Below are 20230 nucleotides of genomic sequence, written 5' to 3' on the forward strand. Positions count from 1 at the left end.
CCTACACGTAAAACTTCTTACGAATAATCATTTCTTCCACTACATCGGGCACCAAATACCGAATGGAGCGATTGGTTTTGATGGCTTCCCGGATAAACGTAGCCGAAATATCCAGCAGCGGGGCCTCGATGGACTTCACTTGCGGATGCTGTTCCAACGGGCTAGGCTCACTGTTAGGACGCGGATATACGTAGAGGCCGTAATACTCCAAAATCTTATCGTGGTTTTTCCAGTTGGGAAACTGGGCCAGATTATCGCCTCCCATAATCAGTTTAAACTGATGCTGCGGATACTTTTCCGAAAGCCGGATTAAGGTATCAATGGTGTAGCTTGGCTTAGGCATCGAAAACTCAATATCGCTCACTTTTAGCCTGGAATTGTCGGTAATGGCGCGCTCCACCATATCCAGCCGGTCGAACTCGTGAAGTAAGCTCTTATTTTTCTTGAACGGATTTTGCGGCGATACCACAAACCACACCTGGTCCAGATCGGTAGCCGTCGCCATCGTATTGGCAATAATAAGGTGGCCAATATGGATCGGATTAAAGGAGCCAAAAAATAAACCGATATTCATAAGGAAGCGAGAGCTAGCTTGAGCCTATTGCTGCGATTAAACCATTTGAAATTAAACGAAAAAAGGGCGGCCTAGGCCACCCTTTTTGTTAGATTACTGTCGCCTTATCCGGAATTGTGCCGTTCTGGACAAAGTCGTCTACTAACCTTTGTGCTTTCTTTAGCGCGTCTTCCAGTGTATCATTGACCAAAACAACGTCAAACTCGTCCTGGAAGCTAGCCTCAAAATGAACCTTAAATAACCGTTTGGATAAACTGTCTTCTGTTTCGGTACCCCGCGCCATTAGTCGCTGCTTCAATGTTTCCTCGTCGGGTACTTTAACAAAAATAGCCAGCGCGCGATCACCGTAGTATTTTTTCAGCTTAAGTCCGCCCATCACGTCTACATCAAAAAGAACGTGTTTACCACTATCCCATAGGCGCTGGATTTCTGCTTTTAGCGTACCGTAGAAAGCACCGACATACACTTCCTCCCATTCGACAAATTCGTCGTTATCGATTTTTTGCTTAAAATCTTCGGGAGTTAGAAAGTAGTAGTCTTTACCGTTCTTTTCGTCACGGCCTCGGCGGTCGCGGGTGCAAGCAGAAATGGAAAAACCCAGATTCGAATTGGTGTCTAGCAGGTGCTTGACAATGGTGGTTTTTCCGGACCCGGAGGGGGCTGAAAAAATAATAAGTTTACCTTCCAAAACTGTTAATTAGCTAATGGCAACTTGTGCTTTGATAGCCTCAGCTACCTTTTCTGGACAGCATTTCTTTTCAACTTTACCTTGCAGTGCCGCCCGAATGCACTTTTCTAAATGATACATATCGATGCAGGGTTTGCAGATATCGATATGTTGCTTAAAATGTTCAATCTCTTCTTCAGTGGCACCACCATCAAGAATAGCTTGAATTCTCTTCAGGCATCGCGCCTGATTGTCGCAACGCTCTTTCATGGGGGCCGTTTCCTGCTTGCCTTCCGCACTTACCGAATCTGATGGATGTAATGAACCCGACATTGGAAAAATTAAATTTATTCCAGAAATAATTCTACGTTATATTAACTTCTCTGATAACTCAATATACCCCAAAAAAAGTTTCCGATTGTTGTTTATTGTTCTAATTTATTCTTCATTTCGGTTGTAGCCCATTGACGTAGCGTAATCACGCAGTTTTTCTTTCAACAGGTTCCGAGCACGGTGCAGTCGCGAACGAACAGTACCAATGGGAATATCTAGAATCTTTGCCATCTCTTCATAGGTGAAGCCTTCGATATCACAAAGGATGATGACAGTTCGAAAATCAACCGGTAACGAATTCAGAGCTGTTGCTACCTCATCACCAATCAGGTCTTGCACAGTTTCCGCACGCAGGTCAACGGTGTGCTCGGTTTCGACTTCCTCCGAATTGTAGGTTGTCTCTACGTCCTGATAATCAACTTTTGCCGGTTCTTTACTTTTCTTCCGGTAATCGTTAATGAAGCTGTTTTTCAGAATGCGGAACAACCATGCTTTCGCGTTAGTTCCCTGTTCAAATGACGAGATAAAACGAAAAGCCTTTAAATATGTATCCTGCACAAGGTCGTTCGCATCGTCTTCGTCCATGGTTAGGCGAAAGGCGAAGTTATACATGGAGTCAATGTGCGGCATAAACTCCTTGTTGAAAACCTGATATTTTTGCTCATTTGTATATCCTTTCGAGTCGTTTGGATATCCTTCAAGCTGCGTATCCTGCGTATCTGACATAATTTCGGGCATAATGGTCATAAAGTTAATAAGTTTACCGGACGCGACTATTATTCCTATCAACCTCCTGCAATCGTCCGGTGATACACATGAGTAAGACAGCCAGTTACGCTTTCAAACATTAAATAAACTTTATTTAATGGATAATATAAAAACGAACCGGAATGTTTGAGTAGTATAGCAAAAATCACTCCCAGCCTAAGCCAACGGTATAAATACGACAAAATGACAGCTAGCGATTTATTCTATAGATGCCGAAAATAGATTAAGTTTTCAGATCCCTGAAATACAATTTCGCTAAACTACAAAATGAACGGCTGAGCGGTCAGAATAAAGGAATGAAGCGTTTGATGGCTCTAGTTTCGGGTGAAATACTGCACCAGCATAATGCTCACAGACGTAAACAACGTACTGGCCAGCACCTTGATCAGCGTCGGAATTAAGAGCGTTAAACTATTTGCCTCAATGAACAGCAAAGCGGAGTGATGGATGAGGGTCAGGATAAAAACATAGTAGAAAAAGTTGAGCGCGCCCATTTCGTGAATGGAAAACAAAATCCGACTGCTTTCGAAGCCCCGCTGGGCAGCCTGAAAACGCACCACTAACGGCCTGAGGTAAGTCATCAGAACAGTAGCCGCCGCGTGCATTCCTAACGTGTTGTAAAACATATCGACAAACAAGCCTATCCCGAACGCAATCAGCAGGCAAAGCATCATGCTTAATTCGTAAGGCAGCATCAGAATACAGGCGACGTAGATATAGCAGAAAGCAATGTCGAACAAGGCCAGATTCCGCACAATCAGCACCTGAAGAGCTAAATATAGAACAAACAGAAAGATTACATTTAGTATTTCACGTAGCGTCATGGTGAGTTGCGCACAGACGGAATTCAGAAAGCAGGAACTCTCTGGATAGCCTGCCTATTTTTTATTCGGTTGGACCTGTTTTTCTAATTTCTCCTGCTCAGTTTGCAGGCGGTTTTCAACAATGTAGACAAATGACAGCGTACTAAAATCGGTCGCTACATTTAACGTAATCTCATGAAACGTCTGGTCTGGTGCTGCAACGGCCCGGGCCACATTGCCAACCAAGATCCCCGGTGGAAAAACAGAGTTATGCTGCGAAGTGACGACAGAATCGCTTTTATACACTTTGATATTCCGGGGAATGTCAAACAGCTGCATTTTCGTCGGATCGACACCGTCCCAGCGCACCGAACCGATATCGCCCCCTTTCACGAGTCGCGACGATACCATGAACTCGGAATGCAGAATAGAAGTTACCACCGACAGATTTTCGGAGCAGATTTTAACCATCCCCACCACGCCAGTCGGCGAAATGACGCCCATGCCCGGATGAATCCCATCGGCAGTTCCTTTGTCAATCGTAATGTAATTATTCGGATGCGACGTGGTGTTGTTAATAACGCGGGCTACCGTAAACTGAAAGCGTGTAGCAAAAACAGAATCGGTTTTATACGAAGCGGGAGCCAGGGGAGATTGTTGCTGAAGCTGAGTCACCAACGTATTCAGGCGGCGATTTTCTTCGGCTAAGTCCGCGTTCACTTCCCGAAGGCGGGCGTAATTTCGGGCGGCGTTCGACCAGGTCAATAGCTTCGCCGCATACCGGTTCGACGTATTGAAGTACTCGACGCTCCAGTAGTTATTGTTGTTGATAATAAAATAAAAACTCAGTACCTCCAGCAGAATAAACAAGATGAAGTTTCTGCTACGGGCAATGAATTGAAACAACTCAAACATATGAGAGTGAAGAAGAATCCGGCCTGCGTAAAGAGTCAACGTTATCAATCAACTCTTCGCGCAGGCCGGATCGTTCTTAACTAATTAAAACCGATTTGTAGATATCGAGATTTTTGATGACTTCACCCGTGCCTTTTACGACCGCTTTCAGCGGATCATCGGCTACGTGAATAGGCAGCTTCGTTTTAGCACCAATCCGCTTATCCAGACCATGCAGCAGCGCACCGCCACCCGTAAGGTGAATTCCGTTGGTGTAAATATCAGCCGAAAGTTCCGGCGGCGAAATTTCCAGCGCCTTCATCACCGCTTCTTCAATTTTTGAAATTGACTTGTCGAGCGAATACGCAATCTCGCTGTACGTCACTTTGATTTCTTTCGGAATCCCCGTCATCAAGTCACGACCGCGAATTTCATAATCTGCCGGTGGATTGTCGAGTTCCGGCAATGCCGACCCAACTTCCATCTTGATCTGCTCTGCCGAACGCTCCCCAATGAGCAGGTTGTGTTCGCGGCGCATGTAATCCACAATGTCGCGGGTGAAAACGTCCCCCGCAATTCGGATCGACTGCTCGCAAACAATGCCGGACAGGGCAATGACGGCGATCTCCGTGGTTCCCCCACCGATATCAACAATCATGGTTCCGTTTGGCTGGGTAATGTCAATACCAATGCCGATAGCGGCGGCAATTGGCTCATGCACCATGTATACTTCTTTGGCTCCGGCATGCTCGCACGAATCCTTAACAGCGCGTTTTTCTACTTCGGTAATTCCTGATGGAATACAAACAACCATACGGTGCGAAGGCGAAAACAACCGGCTTCCCGTATCAATCATCTTGATCAGACCACGAATCATCAACTCGGCGGCCGTAAAATCGGCAATTACCCCATCTTTGAGCGGACGAATTGTTTTTATATTTTCATTCGTCTTTTCGTGCATCTGCATGGCCTTGTGACCAATCGCGAGAACTTTGCCGCTGGCTTTGTCCATCGCAATGATCGAAGGCTCGTCTACCACAATCCGGTCTTTGTGTATGATTAGTGTATTGGCCGTACCCAGGTCAATGGCTATATCACTGGTTAAAAAATTGAAGAGTCCCATTCGTACGTTCGACAAACTCGCTGGAGTAATGATATTTACTAAGCTTGCAAAAATATAGAGAAATATAGACAACTGAGCGAATGGCCAACTTATTTTAATACTTTTTTTAGATGATAACTTGTCAATAAATCAGTACGTTGGGCGTATCAATACGTACATGCGCCAGAAAATTGTACCTTTGTCGATTATGGGAATACGTTCTGCATTGAGTAAACCGCTGGCTCGTTGGATTGTACAACGCCAGCGGGAGTGGATGTTCCGGCCGGGCGAGGCCCAGCAACATTGGTTTAAAAAGTTGGTCGATGAGGCAAAAGATACGGCTTTTGGCCGCGATCATCATTTTAAGGATATTCATACTTACCATGACTTCCGTCAGGCTGTCCCTGTTCGTGATTATGAGGACCTGAAACCCTACATCGAGCGAATTCTGGCGGGCGAATCCGATATTTTATGGAAAGGCAAACCTCTTTACCTAGCCAAGACCTCCGGCACTACTTCAGGAACTAAATACATTCCCATTACTAAAGACTCTATTCCCAATCACATCAATTCGGCCCGTGATGCGCTCCTGAACTACATCAACGAAACAGGTAACGGTGCGTTTCTGGACCAGAAGCTTATTTTCCTTTCGGGTAGTCCAGAATTAGATCAGAAAGCCGGCATCAACGTCGGGCGGTTGTCGGGTATATCCAACCACCACGTTCCCGCCTATCTGCGTACCAACCAGATGCCTTCCTACGAAACCAATGTCATCGAGGATTGGGAAACAAAGCTGGAACGCATCATCGACGAAACCATTAATCAGCCCATGTCGCTGATTTCGGGAATTCCGCCTTGGGTACAAATGTATTTTGACCGGATTCAGGCGCGAACGGGCAAGAAAATAAAGGACGTCTTTCCGCATTTTTCCTTGTTCGTATACGGCGGCGTTAATTTTGAACCGTACCGCGCCAAGCTGTATGATTCCATCGGCAGAAAGATTGACAGCATTGAAACGTATCCGGCTTCCGAGGGTTTCATTGCTTTTCAGGATACCCAAACGGAAGAAGGTCTGCTGATGACCCTCAACAGCGGCATTTTCTACGAGTTTGTTCCGGCAGAAGATTATTTTGCCAAAAACCCGCGTCGTCTTACCATTGAGCAGGTTGAACTGGGCAAGAATTACGCCATCATTATCAATAACAACGCCGGGTTGTGGGGATATTCTTTAGGCGATACCGTCAAATTTGTTTCCCGTGACCCCTACCGGCTGGTGGTTAGTGGCCGAATCAAGCACTTTATTTCCGCCTTTGGCGAGCACGTCATTGGCGAAGAAGTTGAAAAAGCGTTGCAATACGCCATGGAGCGGCACCCGGGAACCGAAGTGGTTGAATTTACGGTAGCTCCCATGGTAGCGCCAGCCGAAGGGTTGCCCTACCATGAGTGGCTGATTGAGTTTGCTACGCCACCCGCGAATCTGGAAGCTTTTGCCCAGGACATCGACGACCGGCTGACCAAACTGAATGTTTATTATGATGACCTGATTTCGGGTACGATTCTGCGCACGCTCAAACTGACGGCGCTGCCGCGGGGCGCTTTCCAGCAGTACATGAAATCACAGGGTAAATTAGGTGGGCAAAACAAAGTACCCCGACTGGCCAATGACCGGATCATTGCCGATGGCTTACGGGAAATTGCCCAAAAGGTGTAAGACAAAACTATAGCGTGTTATTGAATGACTAAACCCAAACGCCACGTCGCCATTCTCGGCTCAACCGGCTCTATCGGAACCCAGACCATTGATGTTATCAAGGCAAATCCTGAACGGTTTGTTGTTGAAGTACTGGTCGCGAATAACAACGCCGAACTACTCATTCAGCAGGCCGTCGACACAAGGCCCAATGTCGTGGTTATCTGCAACGAAGATCGGTATGAGCAGGTTTTCTCCGCGCTTGACCCTTTGGGAATTAAAGTGTATGCTGGTGCCAAAGCGGTGGCTTCTGTGGTCCAGATGGACAGCATCGATATTGTTCTGACGGCCATGGTTGGTTATTCCGGCCTATTGCCCACCATCAAAGCCATCGAAGCGGGGAAAACCATTGCCCTGGCTAACAAAGAAACCCTGGTTGTTGCTGGCGAATTAATTACCAAACTAGCCGCTCACAAAGGCATTAATATCTTTCCCGTTGATTCGGAGCATTCGGCCATTTTTCAGTGCCTGATTGGGGAGTTTCATAACCCCATCGAAAAAATCATCCTGACGGCTTCGGGCGGCCCTTTTCGGGGAAAGTCGTCCGAATTTCTGGCCACCGTCACTAAAGAGCAGGCGCTGAAACACCCCAACTGGAGCATGGGGGCCAAAATCACGATTGATTCGGCTACCCTAATGAACAAAGGCCTGGAAGTGATCGAGGCAAAATGGCTGTTCGGCGTTCAGGCGGACCAGATTGAGGTGGTAGTTCACCCGCAAAGCATCATCCATTCGCTGGTGCAGTTTGAAGATGGCAGCATCAAAGCCCAGTTGGGCCTTCCCGATATGCGCCTGCCGATTCAATATGCACTGGGCTATCCGGACAGACTAAAGTCTGATTTTCCACGTTTTGATTTTACGCAATACCCTTCATTAACCTTTGAGCAGCCAGACCTGAAAACGTTCCGGAATTTGCAGCTGGCTTTTGAAGCATTGAGCCAAGGTGGCAACATGCCCTGCATCATCAACGCCGCCAACGAAGTAGCCGTAGATGCCTTTCTTCAGGATACAATTGGTTTTCTTGAAATATCAGACGTGATTGAGGCGTGTATGCAGAAAGTTAGTTACCTTGCCAATCCGACGTATGATGATTACGTCCAAACCGATGCGGAGACAAGACGTATCGCCCAGAGCAGAATTAAAAATCACGTATAAATGTTATCTGTCAATAACAGAGAAACTAGTCAATCAGTAATAGCAGGTTATAAATGGAAATATTAGTTATGGCGGGGCAGCTCATTCTGGGGCTGTCAATTCTGGTAGGGCTTCATGAACTTGGTCACCTTCTGGCAGCCAAAGCCTTCGGAATGCGCGTGGAGCAGTACTTCATTGGTTTTCCGCCAAAAGTGTGGAGTATTCGACGGGGAGGAACGGAATATGGTCTTGGTGCAGTACCGCTGGGTGGTTTCGTTAAAATCTCCGGCATGATTGATGAATCGCTCGATACCGAGCAAATGAAAGCAGAACCCCAACCCTGGGAATTTCGCGCCAAACCAGCCTGGCAACGCCTTATTGTTATGCTGGGTGGTATCATCGTTAACATCATCACCGGTATAATCATTTTTGTTGCCATTACGTATAAAAATGGCGATACATTCCTGTCAGTTAATGATGCTAAATACGGTATCGTAGCGCATGAGTTGGCCCAGCAGATTGGTCTGCGTACGGGTGATAAAATCGTGGCAATCAACGGAAAACCGTTCAATAACTTCAACGACGTACTAAGCTCCGACGTTTTGCTGGGCAACAACAGTACGTATACCGTTAATCGGGCCGGCGAACAAGTTGTTGTTGAGCTGCCCAATGACCTGGTTGACAAATTTTCGGACAAGAAAAGCGCGCCTAAATTCATTGAACCCATCATGCCATTTGAGGTAGGGGAACTGATGAAGGGCATGTCAGCCGAAAAGTCGGGAATGAAGCCTGGCGACCGGATTCTATCCGTCAATAACCAGCCAACGCAGTACTTCCACGAGGTGCAGCAAATCATTAATGCCAACAAAGGCAAAGCGGTAGCGATCAACGTGCAGCGGGCCAACCAAGTCAAAACATTGAACGTAGCCGTATCGCCGGAAGGTACCATTGGCTTTTACCCCAAGTCGCTGTTAAAGCTAACCACGGTGAACTTTACCCTTGGAGAATCCCTCGTACGGGGCACCGAGCGGGCTTTCAGCGTCATCTTCGATAACATCAAAGGTTTTGGCAAAATCTTCCGGGGCGAAGTTTCTGCGTCAAAAGCCCTGAGCGGTCCGATTGGCATTGCGCAAAATCTGTTCGGAGGCATCTGGGTATGGGACCGTTTCTGGTTTGTAACTGGCTTGCTGTCGATGGCTCTGGCTTTCATGAATGCCCTGCCAATTCCGGCCCTCGATGGTGGACACTCGGTTCTGTTGCTGTATGAAATGGTATCCGGCCGCAAACCTTCCGACCGTTTTCTGGAAGCGGCGCAACGGGTGGGCATGGTGATTCTGTTAGGCTTGATGGCCTTTGCCATATTCAATGACGTCTTTAAGGCTTTTTATTGATTCATTTATAAAACAAATCGGGCCATCTACTGCGATGGCTCGATTTGTTGTTTCTTACCATTCTATTTTGGCTAAATTATTCAGAACTATAGCGGTCTTCTTTAGCGTTCTACTTCTGTCTGGTGGACGTCCTCTGGCCCGGCATGATTTTCACGCCAGTGTCGCCCAAATGCAGTATAACGCGGCTGAAAAAACCTTTGAAATAAGTATTCGAATGTTTACAGACGACCTGGAAAACGCGTTAAGTAAAGAAACGAACCAAAGAATACAATTATCGGCGAAGGATACGCACAGCCCACTGATTGAACGTTATATTCGCAAGCATTTTAGTTTCATCAACGCACGCAAGCAAGCTAAACCGTATCAGTACATTGGCAAAGAGCAGGAAGGAGATGCAACATGGGTCTATGTTGAGGTTCCTTTTGCCGAAGCCCTAAACGGATGCACGCTGCGACAGAACGTATTGATGGATATGTTCGACGATCAGGTCAATTTGGTAAATATCACCTATTTGTCAGGCAAAAAAACCCTCTTATTCAAACGGGGGCAGGCCGTTCAGGAAATTAACTGGTAGACGATCAGCTTCTTTTCCTCTTTTAGGATGTTTTACTTACCTTAGAGCAAGTTGACTAATCTGGCACATACCTTGATGTATATCCACAACTACTTATAGGTGTTACTTTTTCCGCCGTATATAGTCTTTTAACTGTCAGATTGGCAGGTTTAATGTATGAATTTTAACAAGCTCCCCGATACACAAGTATGGCTGGCCCCTGCCGATTTCGATGATAACCTCGAAATGATTCCGCTAGGATCAGCAGAAGATTCGGACGACGATTACGTTGTGCCGAACGAATTACCCATTCTGCCCGTGCGGAATACGGTATTGTTTCCTGGGATGGTAATTCCGGTAACCGTTGGTCGACAGAAATCGATCCGGCTGGTTAAGAAAGCTTATAAAGGCAATCGAATTATTGGCGTTGTAGCGCAGTTGAATCAACAGAAAGACGAGCCTACTGCCGACGATCTATATAAACTCGGAACCGTGGCGTATATCATTAAAATGATTACGCTGCCCGACGGAAATATTACCATTATTATCCAGGGCAAGAAACGGTTTGAGATTCAGAACTTTTTGCAGGAAGAACCCTTTCTGACAGCTTCTGTCCGCCAGATTGATGATCATTTTCCGAATCCAACCAAGAAAGAGTCAAAAGCGCTGATTCAGTCGCTCAAAGAAGCGGCCTACAAAATCATGCGGCTGAACCCGGAAATTCCGCAGGAAGCCCGGATTGCGCTCGACAACATCGAAAGCTCAACGTTTCTGATTCACTTTCTGTCGTCGAATACCAACGCGGAAGTGACAGAGAAACAGCGCTTGCTGGAAGCCCTGGAAGGTGCCCAACAGGCTACAATGCTGCTGGAGCACATGATGCGGGACATTCAGTTGCTCGAACTAAAGCGCGAAATTCAAACAAAAGCCAGTTCGGACATCGACCAGCAGCAGCGCGACTATTTCTTGCGGCAGCAGATCAAAGTTCTTCAGGATGAATTGGGCATGGATACGCCCGACCGGGACCTGGAAGAAATTCGTCTGAAAGCAGCCCGTAAAAAATGGCCGGATGCCGTTAAGGCCCATTTTGATAAAGAACTGAATAAGCTCCAGCGCATCAATCCCATGGCTCCGGAATACCCGGTGACCATGAATTACATTGAGTTGATGGTTGAATTGCCGTGGAATGAATATACCAAAGACAATTTCGACCTTAAACGCGCTCAGAAAATTCTGGACTCCGATCACTTCGGTCTGGAAAAAGTGAAGGAACGCATGATTGAGTACCTGGCCGTTCTGAAGCTTACCAACGATTTGAAAGCGCCCATTTTGTGCCTGTATGGCCCTCCGGGCGTTGGTAAAACATCGTTAGGCCGTTCGGTGGCCAAAGCCTTAGGACGCAAATACGTTCGGATGGCACTCGGCGGCGTTCATGACGAAGCTGAAATTCGGGGACACCGCAAAACGTATATTGGCGCCATGCCGGGCAAGATTATTCAGAATTTGAAAAAAGCCGCTTCATCAAGCCCGGTCTTTATTCTGGATGAAATTGACAAGGTAAGCGCCGACTTTCGGGGGGATCCATCGGCGGCTTTGCTCGAGGTGCTAGACCCTGAGCAAAACTCGACCTTCATGGATAATTACCTGGATGTGGAGTATGACTTGTCGAAAGTCCTGTTTATCGCTACAGCTAACTCACTGGATACCATTCACCCCGCCCTGCGCGACCGGATGGAAATCATTGAGGTAACGGGGTATACAGTCGAGGAAAAAATTCAGATTGCCAAGAAATACCTGTTCCCTAAACAGCGCAAAATTCACGGCCTGAAACCGAAAGATTTAGTGATTGAAGACAAGGCGCTTCAACGAATTATCGACGGTTACACGCGCGAATCAGGCGTTCGGAACCTGGAACAAAAGGTTGGCGCGCTGGTGCGGAAAGTGGCCAAGTCGATTGCGATGGAAGAAGACTATCCGAAAACGATCAAATCGGCGGATATTCCTAAACTGCTGGGTGCTGAGATTTTCGACCGTGACTTGTATACGGATGACGATGTAGCCGGAATTGTTACCGGACTGGCGTGGACACAGGTGGGCGGCGAAATTCTGTTCATTGAGTCGAGCTTGAGCCGGGGAAAAGGAAACCTGACCCTGTCGGGCCAACTGGGCGACGTTATGAAAGAATCAGCCGTTACGGCACTTTCTTATTTGAAAGCCCACGCGGACGAATTGAACATTGATTACCGCCTGTTCAATCATTACGACCTGCATATTCACATTCCGGCGGGCGCGGTGCCAAAAGATGGCCCGTCTGCGGGGATTACCATGCTTACCTCCATCGCTTCGATTTATACCCAACGCAAGGTAAAACCGTTTTTGGCCATGACAGGGGAAATCACCCTGCGCGGCAAAGTTCTTCCGGTTGGTGGTATTAAAGAGAAGATTCTGGCGGCAAACCGGGCGGGCGTGCGTGAAATCCTGATGTGTTCTAAAAACGGAAAAGACGTTCAGGAAATCAACCAGAATTACATCAAAGACCTGACAATCCATTACGTTGATAATGTTAATCAGGTGCTGGAAACGGCGCTGTTGCCGGAGAAAGTACGTCGTCCGATGAATTTTGTATTTCCCGACGAGAAAGAGCGGGAACTGGAGAAAGTAACTTACTGATAAATTTTTTTATCGACCCCAAAACAGCTTTTCGTCGCACGATGAAAGCTGTTTTGGGGTAATTTTTTGCCTATGATACCACTCCCTTCGTCATTCCGCGAACGCCTGCAAACCCAATTAGGTGAGGCTTATCCGGACTTTGAAGTGGCTCTTAACCAGCCTGCCCCGGTCAGTATTCGGATTAATCCGGCCAAACCCAGGCTTAATACGGATGGACTGGAACGCGTACCGTGGTGTGATACGGGCTTTTACTTACCCGAAAGGCCCGTTTTTACCCTTGATCCGTTGTTCCAGGCAGGCGCGTATTATGTGCAGGAGGCATCATCCATGTTGCTTGCTGAAGCGGTGAAGCAAACAGTTAATTTGAGTAAGCCGCTCCGTGTTTTGGATTTGTGCGCCGCGCCAGGTGGAAAAAGCACCTTGCTGGCTTCCTTGCTTTCAGACAAAAGTCTGCTGGTTTGCAACGAGGTGATTCGCACCCGCGTGCCCATTCTGCGGGAAAATATAGAAAAGTGGGGGTTTCCAAACGTGGTAATCAGCAATCACGATCCCGAAGATTTCAGCGGATTGGCAGGCTTTTTCGACCTCGTGCTGGTCGATGCGCCCTGCTCAGGCGAAGGTTTGTTTCGGAAAGATCCCAAAGCAGTGGCCGAATGGTCGGAAGCCAGTGTCCAGCTCTGCGCCCTGCGGCAACAACGCATTCTAACCGAAGCCATGTCGCTAGTCAGCGAACGCGGTGTGCTTCTCTACAGCACTTGTACTTATAACGACGAGGAAAACGTACAAAATGCAGCGATGCTGGCCGAGCAGGGTTTTCAAAGTATCCCGCTGGACTTTCCTGCTGGCTGGGGAATCACCGAAAAAAAATCAGGTGATTTAACGGGTTACCAATGTTATCCGCATAAAGTCAAAGGCGAAGGCTTTTTTCTGAGCGTATTTCGTCGCAAAAGCTCGACCGGATTACTCCCTAATTTACCCCGCAATTTTAAATCGTTTAAGCCTTTGCAGCCTAAACAGCAGGCCGCCTTACAGCCTTTTTTGCAGAATCCAACCCAATACTCTTTTTACGTAAAGCCCAACGGTGACTTGCTGTCGCTTCCGACCGCGTTGACAGCCGACTTTCTGAGACTGGATGTTGCCTTACGCAACAAAGGAATGGGCCTGGATTTAGGTACGTTCAAAGGCACTGACTTTATTCCATCGCACGCGCTGGCTTTGAGTTCGATTGTTTCCCCACAAATCCTAGGTGTTGACTTGACCAAAGAAGATGCGCTGCGGTATTTCAAAAAGGAAAATCTGATTTTGCAGGAACCAGCAAAAGGGTGGTTGCTAGCCAAATACGAGGGCCTCAATCTTGGCTGGTTAAAAGGCGTTGGTAACCGCGTCAATAATTACCTGCCCAAAGACTGGCGCATCCGAATGGACATCGAATAAGCGCTTGATTTCGGCGATGTTGTGATAAGCTGGTAATAGTATAAAAGTAGTTTGCCGAAAAATCATCATCTTTGTCAATAAAACTCAATTATTTTCAAGATACAGAATGGCTTACGGATTATTGAAAGGAAAGCGCGGTATCATTACCGGTGCGCTGGATGAGAAATCAATCGCCTGGAAAGTGGCGCTGAAGGCAAAAGAAGAAGGGGCTACGTTTACGTTATCGAACGCACCCATTGCCATGCGGATGGGCGCCATCAAAAGCCTAGCCGAGCAGTGCGAAGCTGAAATCATACCCGCCGATGCAACTTCAGTAGAAGATATTGAAAATCTTTATACCAAATCCGTGGATGTGCTGGGCGGCAAAATCGACTTTGTTCTCCACTCCATTGGAATGAGCCCGAATGTCCGGAAAGGTAAGGCTTACGGTGACCTGAATTACGAGTGGTACCAAAAGAGCATCGATATTTCGGCGCTGTCTTTCCACCGCCTGATGCAGGTTGGCGAGAAAATGGATGTCATCAATGACTGGGGCTCGTTTGTCGCCTTGACGTATACCGCCGCTCAACGCGCATTTGCATTCTATTCGGATATGGCTGACGCAAAAGCCGCTCTGGAATCCATTGCTCGTAGCTATGGCTACCGGTTTGGCAAGCTCAAAAACGTTCGGGTTAACACGGTTTCCCAATCGCCAACGGTAACAACGGCGGGATCGGGCATTGGTGGCTTTAACGATTTCTACAGCTTTGCGGATAAAATGTCGCCACTGGGCAACGCCTCGGCGGAAGATTGCGCGAACTACGTCGTGACGCTGTTCTCCGACCTGACCCGGATGGTGACCATGCAAAACCTCTTCCACGACGGCGGTTTCTCTATGACTGGCGTCTCCCAAGACGTAATGGACATGATTCAGGCTAGCCAGCAGCAACAGCAGCAATAAAAATTCATTTCAGGAGCGAAGCTCTAACGCTTCGCTCCTGAATTATATCAATTCTCTTACCTGAATCCGGCTGTTCCCATCCAGCCCTTTTTCTACCTGAATCTGCACGCTGATCCGCTCCTTGATCTCGTGGCGGTGCGAAATAATTCCAATTGTCTTTTGGCTATCCTGCTGCAATCGTTCCAGCATTACAATGGCTGTGTCGAGTGTTTCCGGGTCGAGCGTTCCGAAGCCTTCATCAATAAAGAGGCTTTCAATCTGCACATTCTGTGACGCCAAATCGGATAAGCCTAACGCCAACGCCAGACTAAGCGTAAAGGTCTCCCCACCCGACAAGCTGGATACCGAGCGTTCTTTGCTGCCCTGGTACTGATCAACAACGTACAGTTCTTCCTGCCCATCGTGGGGCTTAAGCAGCAGGTAGCGATCCGTTAGGTCTTTCAAACGACGGTTGGCGAGGCCAATCAACTGCGCCAGGGTCAATCCCTGAGCAAATTTACTGTATTCATCGCCGCGTGCGCTGCCAATCAACCGGTTCAGATCACGCCAGGGCCGGGCTTCGGTTTCCAGTTTTTGTAAGTCTTTGGACAGCCGCTTCAACTTCTGTCGGTTCTCACCATCCTCGTCCAGTTGCCGTTTGTAATAGCCAACTTGCTCGCGATTTTTCTGCACGCTGGCCCGCAAAGTGCGCAAATGTTGCATGACCTCTTCCATCGGTAGCCCGTTCTGGCGGCTTGCTATAGCCTGTTCCTGTTTTGTCTGCTCATCCTGGCGCTTGCTTTTAATTTCGTTTGCCTCCCGTTCCAGCACCGTTTTCTGGTCCCGCAAAGCCTGAAGCGTTCGGCTATCCAGCAGACTGGCCCGGGCCTGAGCCGGAGAAGCAAATCCCCGTCTTTCCAATTGGGGCAGCAGGGTCTGGGTCAATGTCGCATATTGCCTATCGAACTCCGCAAAGGCATCGGTTGCGTTTTGTAACAGTTGGCTTTGGGTAGCCTGGAGCGATTGGGATTTTGTAAAGTTATTGACCAGGTTTTCACAGACCTCTCGGCTATCGTCGCCGACGTATAATTTTTCCTTTTCCAGCTTTAACCGCTGTGCTTCCCGCATGCTCTCCTGAACCAGGCCAAAGTCATCGGTTAACCGGCGCAAGGTCGTATCCTGTTCCCACAACGATTGCAGTACGGCTAAATCCGCTCGTTTGGCATTGGCTAGTTTGTGCTGGTCTTTCACCTGCTCTGCCGACAAAGAGGTGTCTAGCGCCAGGGTCGTTAGCTGTTGGGCAATCTCCGTTCTCTTTTTTGAATACAGGTCCCGTAATTCCTTACGCTGGTTGACAAAAGCATTCTGGTCAGCCTCAGCGATCAGAAGCTGGCTTTTCAGCTCGTCAAACTGCTTCTTTTTGGCGTTCCAGTCGGAGGATACCAACTGAAGTTCCAGCTCTAGTTTCCCGGTTTGATTGATGTAATGCTGCGCATACGGATGTTCCAGCGAACCACACAACAGACACGGTTCCCCCGCCCGCAGTGCTTTTCTTAACTCTTCAAAATCGGCTTCCTGCGCCAAACGAATTTTATCCTCTTCAAGCTGCTTTTTCTTTTTGTCGAGTGCCTCTAATTCCTCCGCATATTGCGCTAAGACAGGCGTTTTATTTCCGATAAACTGGCTTTGTTTCTCAATTTTCTGATTGAGCGTCATGCCATCTCCCAGACGGTCCTGCTGCTGCTTCAGTGCCTCGTAGAGCAATAACAAGTTGTTCTCCTGATCAATTAACAGAGCCACATCGCGCTGGATATTTTCCGGATTAAGCATCGGATATTCCTGCTCCAACTGCACCAGTTCAACACCAATGGTTTTATGGCGCTCCGCAATCAGGCGGGTTGTGGCATCAATGTCTTTGGGATCTAACGACCGAATCCAGGTTTCCTTGGCGGCCTCAATCGTTTCCTTGATAGCTTTGAACGGCTTCTGGGCGTTTTCCCGCTCCGCTTTAAGTTGCTGCGTCAGCTTCAGAATTGTTTCCCGAAAGGTATCGATGTCGCGCACAAAGGTTTCTGCCGAAAGCCGCGATTGGCCCGTCAAAGTTTGGGCTTTGGTAACCAAGCTGGTAATCTGGCCGGCTAGTACTCCTGATTCCTTACGCGCTCTTTCTTGATTCTCTCTTTCGCGATTGCGGTTGGTTTCAATCCCGGTCAGATTTGCTAATTCGCCGGATAAATCAGCCACCGCTTCGTGGCGGTTGAGCCGCTCCGCTTCCACGCCGAAAGCTTCCTGCTTCTGGCGCAACAGAGCCTCCCGCTTGTTCAGCAAAGCGAGCTGTGCGTCGGCTTCCGCTACTTTCTGGAGTATTTTCTCCTCACTCTCCCAAAACAGGATTTCCTTTCCCTCCTGTTCCAGTTGGTCATTCAGCGCCTTTTGCTCTTTTTTCAGGTTTTCAACGGCTTCGCTACTCAACACCTGAATAACGTCAATTTCCTTCTGCTTTTCAGCCACCTCTTTATCAAATTGCCGACTGATTTCGTGCGCTCGCTGGCTTAACTGGCGGTAAATTTCCGTGCCGGTGATGCGCTCCAGCATTTTGCTTCGCTCACCTGCTCTGGCTTTCAGAAACTGGTCGAATGCTCCCTGCGCCAAGACAATTGACCGCACAAACTGATCATACGTCAAGCCAATCAGCTCTTCGTTTTTCGCCGGAAAATCACGCAAATTTTTAATAGCAAATAACTCACCCTCAGACTTTTCATCTTTTAGGTGGGCCACTTCCATCTCGTAATTATTCCAATTGCCGTTCCGATTTTTGGCAATCGACCATTTTGATCGGTATGTCTGGTCGTTTACTTCGTATTCAACCTCCGCATACGCCACCGATTTAGGTTCGTGGGCGGCCTGCTGGTTGACGATGAGGCCTTCTTCGGTAATGTTTGCCAGTGAGATCGCGCCGGAAATGCGGGGAATCCGGTTAAAAAGCGCTAGAGTGATGACGTCGAGTAGCGTACTTTTTCCGGCCCCGGTCGGTCCAGAAATAACGAACAGGCCCGTGCTGCTTAATAAGCCTTCGGTAAACCGGATCGGTTCGTGCTCACCGTAAAAAGAATTGATGTTACGAAAGCGTATTTGCCGAATCTTCATGCGAAATCAAAGCGGATTGTTCCGTTACGAGGCGGTATAATTGTTTGTAGGTTTCCAGTAAAAGCTCCCGGTCATTGCCTTCAGTCTGCGCGTTGTCCAGACGACGCGCAAAGACATCCAAATAGGATAAATCCTGCAAATGGGTATCGGCTACGTACAAGGATTCCAGCCCTTGCAGTCTATTTTTAAAAATGAGTCGCGACTTAGCCACTAAAAAAGAGGCGTCGGCATAGTCGCGTTGTAGCTGCTCAAAATGCGTTCGGGCGCTTAAGGTTTCGTTTTCCTCTTCCACCAGCACTTCGACCAGCGTAGGCAGGTGCTCGTCTACGCTTTCAATTGAACCCAACATTTCCCGGACATACTCCAACGGACCAGAAACGTGCCGAAGCGTTCGGTTACGCGGCACGGGAATGGTTTCAACCGCCGTTACTTGGCCGTTTTCTACGGTCAATTCCAGCAATTGGTGGTGATTATTTCGCTCACTGAAGCTAAGCGGCAACGGCGAACCACTGTAACGCACGGTATCGGAAGCGCCAATTTTTTGCGGCACGTGAATATGACCCAAAGCAACATAATTAAAGCCGCCCGGAAAATGTTCGGATGAAAAAGCCGCCTGACCTCCCACCGAATGGATTTCGCGTTCGCTTTCGGGAGAAATAGAAGCACCATTGACATAGAGGTGGCCCATCGCCAATACCGGAACGTCTTTGTATTCGGTATGGCAAAAATCGCTGATGCGTTCGTAGTGGTTGCGAATCCCCATGCGCACGGCTTCCAGCCGGTCTTCGTAGGTCTGACCAGAAACCGATTGACGCAAATCGGCGTCTCGAAGGTAAGGCACGGCAGCAACCAGCAGGTCCGTTGAGCCAGTTGCCAGCCGAATCACTTCCTCCCGGCAGTCGCCATTCGTGCAGCCCACCACGTGAATGTTCAGGTGTCGAAGCAATTCCCGGGGTGCATTCAGCTTACTCGCCGAATCGTGGTTGCCTCCCGTTATAATGATTTTCCGCTGGAGCGGCAGCATCTTGGTCAGGAACTGGTAATACAACGACATCGAGCCGTCATTCGGGTTTGTGGTGTCAAATACGTCCCCGGAAATGAGCAGGACATCGATCTCCCGTTGCTCTATTGTCTCCGCCAGCCAGTCCAGAAAACGAACGTGATCGTCGCGCAGGTCGTGTTTATACAGCCGTTTTCCCAGATGCCAATCGGCCGTGTGCAGAATCTTCATGCCTTCTTAAACTTCTTTCCAACCGGAAGTTAGCCAAAATTCTGCTAAGGCTTCAAAATAAATGTCTGGTTCGGACATAATTCCAGGCCAAAAAATACCTTTACTTTTGTTCTTCTTTTACAGAGAGCGATATGCGTATCCAGAAGTGGCGATCGTAGTTACTCTTAGGGAATGAATTTCAATTAACAGTAGCATAACTTCTTACGAATAAATGGAAAATCCTGTTTTAATATTTGGGGCTGGCAGCCTGGGTGTAACCGCTCTGGATATTTTTCAACGGAATAGCGTCGTGGTGTACGGTCTGCTCGACGACAACAAGGAATTGCACGGCAAAGAATTTGGTGACATTACGGTTTTGGGCGAAACGGATGACGATGGCTTTCTGAAGCTGATCGGTCAAAAGTGCGAAGCATTCGTTGCGGTTGGCGATACGCGGGTACGGAAGCGCCTCGTGAAAATGCTTAACGACCGGCGGCACATTCAGCCCGTTAACGCCATCCACGATAAAGCCATCGTATCGACACTGGCGGCTATTGGCCACGGTAATTTGATCAGCGCCAATACATTGATTAATGCATTCGCTACCATTGGACAACATTGCATTCTTCAATCGGGCGTCGTGATCGAAGCACAGGCGAGCCTGGGCGATTTTGTCCACGTGGGTACAGGCAGCCTGATTAATTCGGGGGTAACGGTTGAGGAAGGCGCTTTTATCGGCACTGGCGTGACCATTGTTGCCGGTGTGACCATCGGAAAAGGCGCGCGGATTGGAGCAGGCTCCGTTGTTATTGAAAACGTTGGCGCAGGAACAACCGTCTTCGGGAATCCAGCTCAAAAGGTTTAAGAAGCAGTCAGCCTGG

Annotated in this window: 17 protein-coding genes; 8 read left to right on the top strand and 9 right to left on the bottom strand. The window is 48.2% G+C overall.

All coding sequences use genetic code 11. The annotated features are described in order from the left end of the window. Nucleotide 1 precedes the first annotated feature (1 nt). The 7 genes from nadD to L0Y31_RS05395 form a co-directional block, all read right to left on the bottom strand. Nucleotides 2-574 carry a nicotinate (nicotinamide) nucleotide adenylyltransferase gene (gene nadD / locus L0Y31_RS05365; RefSeq protein ID WP_234736106.1) on the bottom strand — a complete coding sequence of 191 codons (573 nt, stop codon included), beginning with the start codon at nt 572-574 and terminating at the stop codon, nt 2-4. Nucleotides 575-662: 88 nt separating this feature from the next. Beyond that, nucleotides 663-1262, bottom strand: a complete 600-nt coding sequence (gene gmk / locus L0Y31_RS05370; RefSeq protein WP_234736107.1) for a guanylate kinase — start codon at nt 1260-1262, stop codon at nt 663-665. Between the two features lie 9 nt (nt 1263-1271). Further along, the gene (locus L0Y31_RS05375; protein WP_234736108.1) at nt 1272-1574 is read right to left on the bottom strand and encodes a zf-HC2 domain-containing protein; all 303 of its coding nucleotides are present in this window, start codon (nt 1572-1574) and stop codon (nt 1272-1274) included. 105 nt (nt 1575-1679) lie between these two features. Beyond that, nucleotides 1680-2312, bottom strand: a complete 633-nt coding sequence (locus L0Y31_RS05380; RefSeq protein ID WP_407084074.1) for a sigma-70 family RNA polymerase sigma factor — start codon at nt 2310-2312, stop codon at nt 1680-1682. A gap of 344 nt (nt 2313-2656) precedes the next feature. Then, nucleotides 2657-3166 (bottom strand): hypothetical protein, encoded by a 510-nt coding sequence (locus L0Y31_RS05385; RefSeq protein WP_234736109.1) that lies wholly within the window; start codon nt 3164-3166, stop codon nt 2657-2659. A 54-nt stretch (nt 3167-3220) separates the two neighbouring features. Beyond that, entirely contained in the window at nt 3221-4060 is an 840-nt protein-coding gene (gene mreC / locus L0Y31_RS05390) for a rod shape-determining protein MreC (protein ID WP_234736110.1), read from the bottom strand. A gap of 76 nt (nt 4061-4136) precedes the next feature. Continuing rightward, on the bottom strand, nt 4137-5162 hold the full coding sequence (locus L0Y31_RS05395) for a rod shape-determining protein (protein ID WP_234736111.1): 1026 nt from the start codon (nt 5160-5162) through the stop codon (nt 4137-4139). A 187-nt stretch (nt 5163-5349) separates the two neighbouring features. Between L0Y31_RS05395 and L0Y31_RS05400 the strand changes: the two genes are divergently transcribed. The 7 genes from L0Y31_RS05400 (at nt 5350) to L0Y31_RS05430 (ending at nt 15013) form a co-directional block, all read left to right on the top strand. Further along, nucleotides 5350-6852 (top strand): GH3 auxin-responsive promoter family protein, encoded by a 1503-nt coding sequence (locus L0Y31_RS05400; RefSeq protein ID WP_234737125.1) that lies wholly within the window; start codon nt 5350-5352, stop codon nt 6850-6852. A gap of 24 nt (nt 6853-6876) precedes the next feature. After that, the gene (locus L0Y31_RS05405; protein ID WP_234736112.1) at nt 6877-8046 is read left to right on the top strand and encodes a 1-deoxy-D-xylulose-5-phosphate reductoisomerase; all 1170 of its coding nucleotides are present in this window, start codon (nt 6877-6879) and stop codon (nt 8044-8046) included. Between the two features lie 53 nt (nt 8047-8099). Next, entirely contained in the window at nt 8100-9416 is a 1317-nt protein-coding gene (gene rseP, locus L0Y31_RS05410) for an RIP metalloprotease RseP (protein ID WP_234736113.1), read from the top strand. Between the two features lie 34 nt (nt 9417-9450). Beyond that, complete coding sequence (locus tag L0Y31_RS05415) at nt 9451-9990, top strand: DUF6702 family protein (protein WP_234736114.1); 540 nt, start codon at nt 9451-9453, stop codon at nt 9988-9990. 156 nt (nt 9991-10146) lie between these two features. Further along, nucleotides 10147-12639, top strand: coding sequence for an endopeptidase La (lon, locus tag L0Y31_RS05420; protein WP_234736115.1), 2493 nt, complete (start codon nt 10147-10149; stop codon nt 12637-12639). Between the two features lie 72 nt (nt 12640-12711). Then, complete coding sequence (locus L0Y31_RS05425) at nt 12712-14073, top strand: RsmB/NOP family class I SAM-dependent RNA methyltransferase (protein WP_234736116.1); 1362 nt, start codon at nt 12712-12714, stop codon at nt 14071-14073. 106 nt (nt 14074-14179) lie between these two features. Further along, complete coding sequence (locus L0Y31_RS05430; RefSeq protein WP_234736117.1) at nt 14180-15013, top strand: enoyl-ACP reductase FabI; 834 nt, start codon at nt 14180-14182, stop codon at nt 15011-15013. Nucleotides 15014-15055: 42 nt separating this feature from the next. Here the strand turns inward: L0Y31_RS05430 and L0Y31_RS05435 are convergent, their stop codons facing one another. Together L0Y31_RS05435 and sbcD are read right to left on the bottom strand one after the other, a co-directional pair. Beyond that, nucleotides 15056-18139, bottom strand: coding sequence for an SbcC/MukB-like Walker B domain-containing protein (locus L0Y31_RS05435; RefSeq protein ID WP_234736118.1), 3084 nt, complete (start codon nt 18137-18139; stop codon nt 15056-15058). Next, entirely contained in the window at nt 18111-19370 is a 1260-nt protein-coding gene (gene sbcD / locus L0Y31_RS05440) for an exonuclease subunit SbcD (protein WP_234736119.1), read from the bottom strand. Before sbcD ends, L0Y31_RS05435 begins: the two co-directional genes overlap by 29 nt. A 211-nt stretch (nt 19371-19581) precedes the next feature. Between sbcD and L0Y31_RS05445 the strand changes: the two genes are divergently transcribed. Beyond that, nucleotides 19582-20214 carry an acetyltransferase gene (locus tag L0Y31_RS05445; RefSeq protein WP_234736120.1) on the top strand — a complete coding sequence of 211 codons (633 nt, stop codon included), beginning with the start codon at nt 19582-19584 and terminating at the stop codon, nt 20212-20214. The last annotated feature ends 16 nt before the right edge of the window (nt 20215-20230 follow it).

Origin of the sequence: Tellurirhabdus bombi (genome assembly GCF_021484805.1) — a bacterium.
GTDB classification, from domain to species: domain Bacteria; phylum Bacteroidota; class Bacteroidia; order Cytophagales; family Spirosomataceae; genus Tellurirhabdus; species Tellurirhabdus bombi.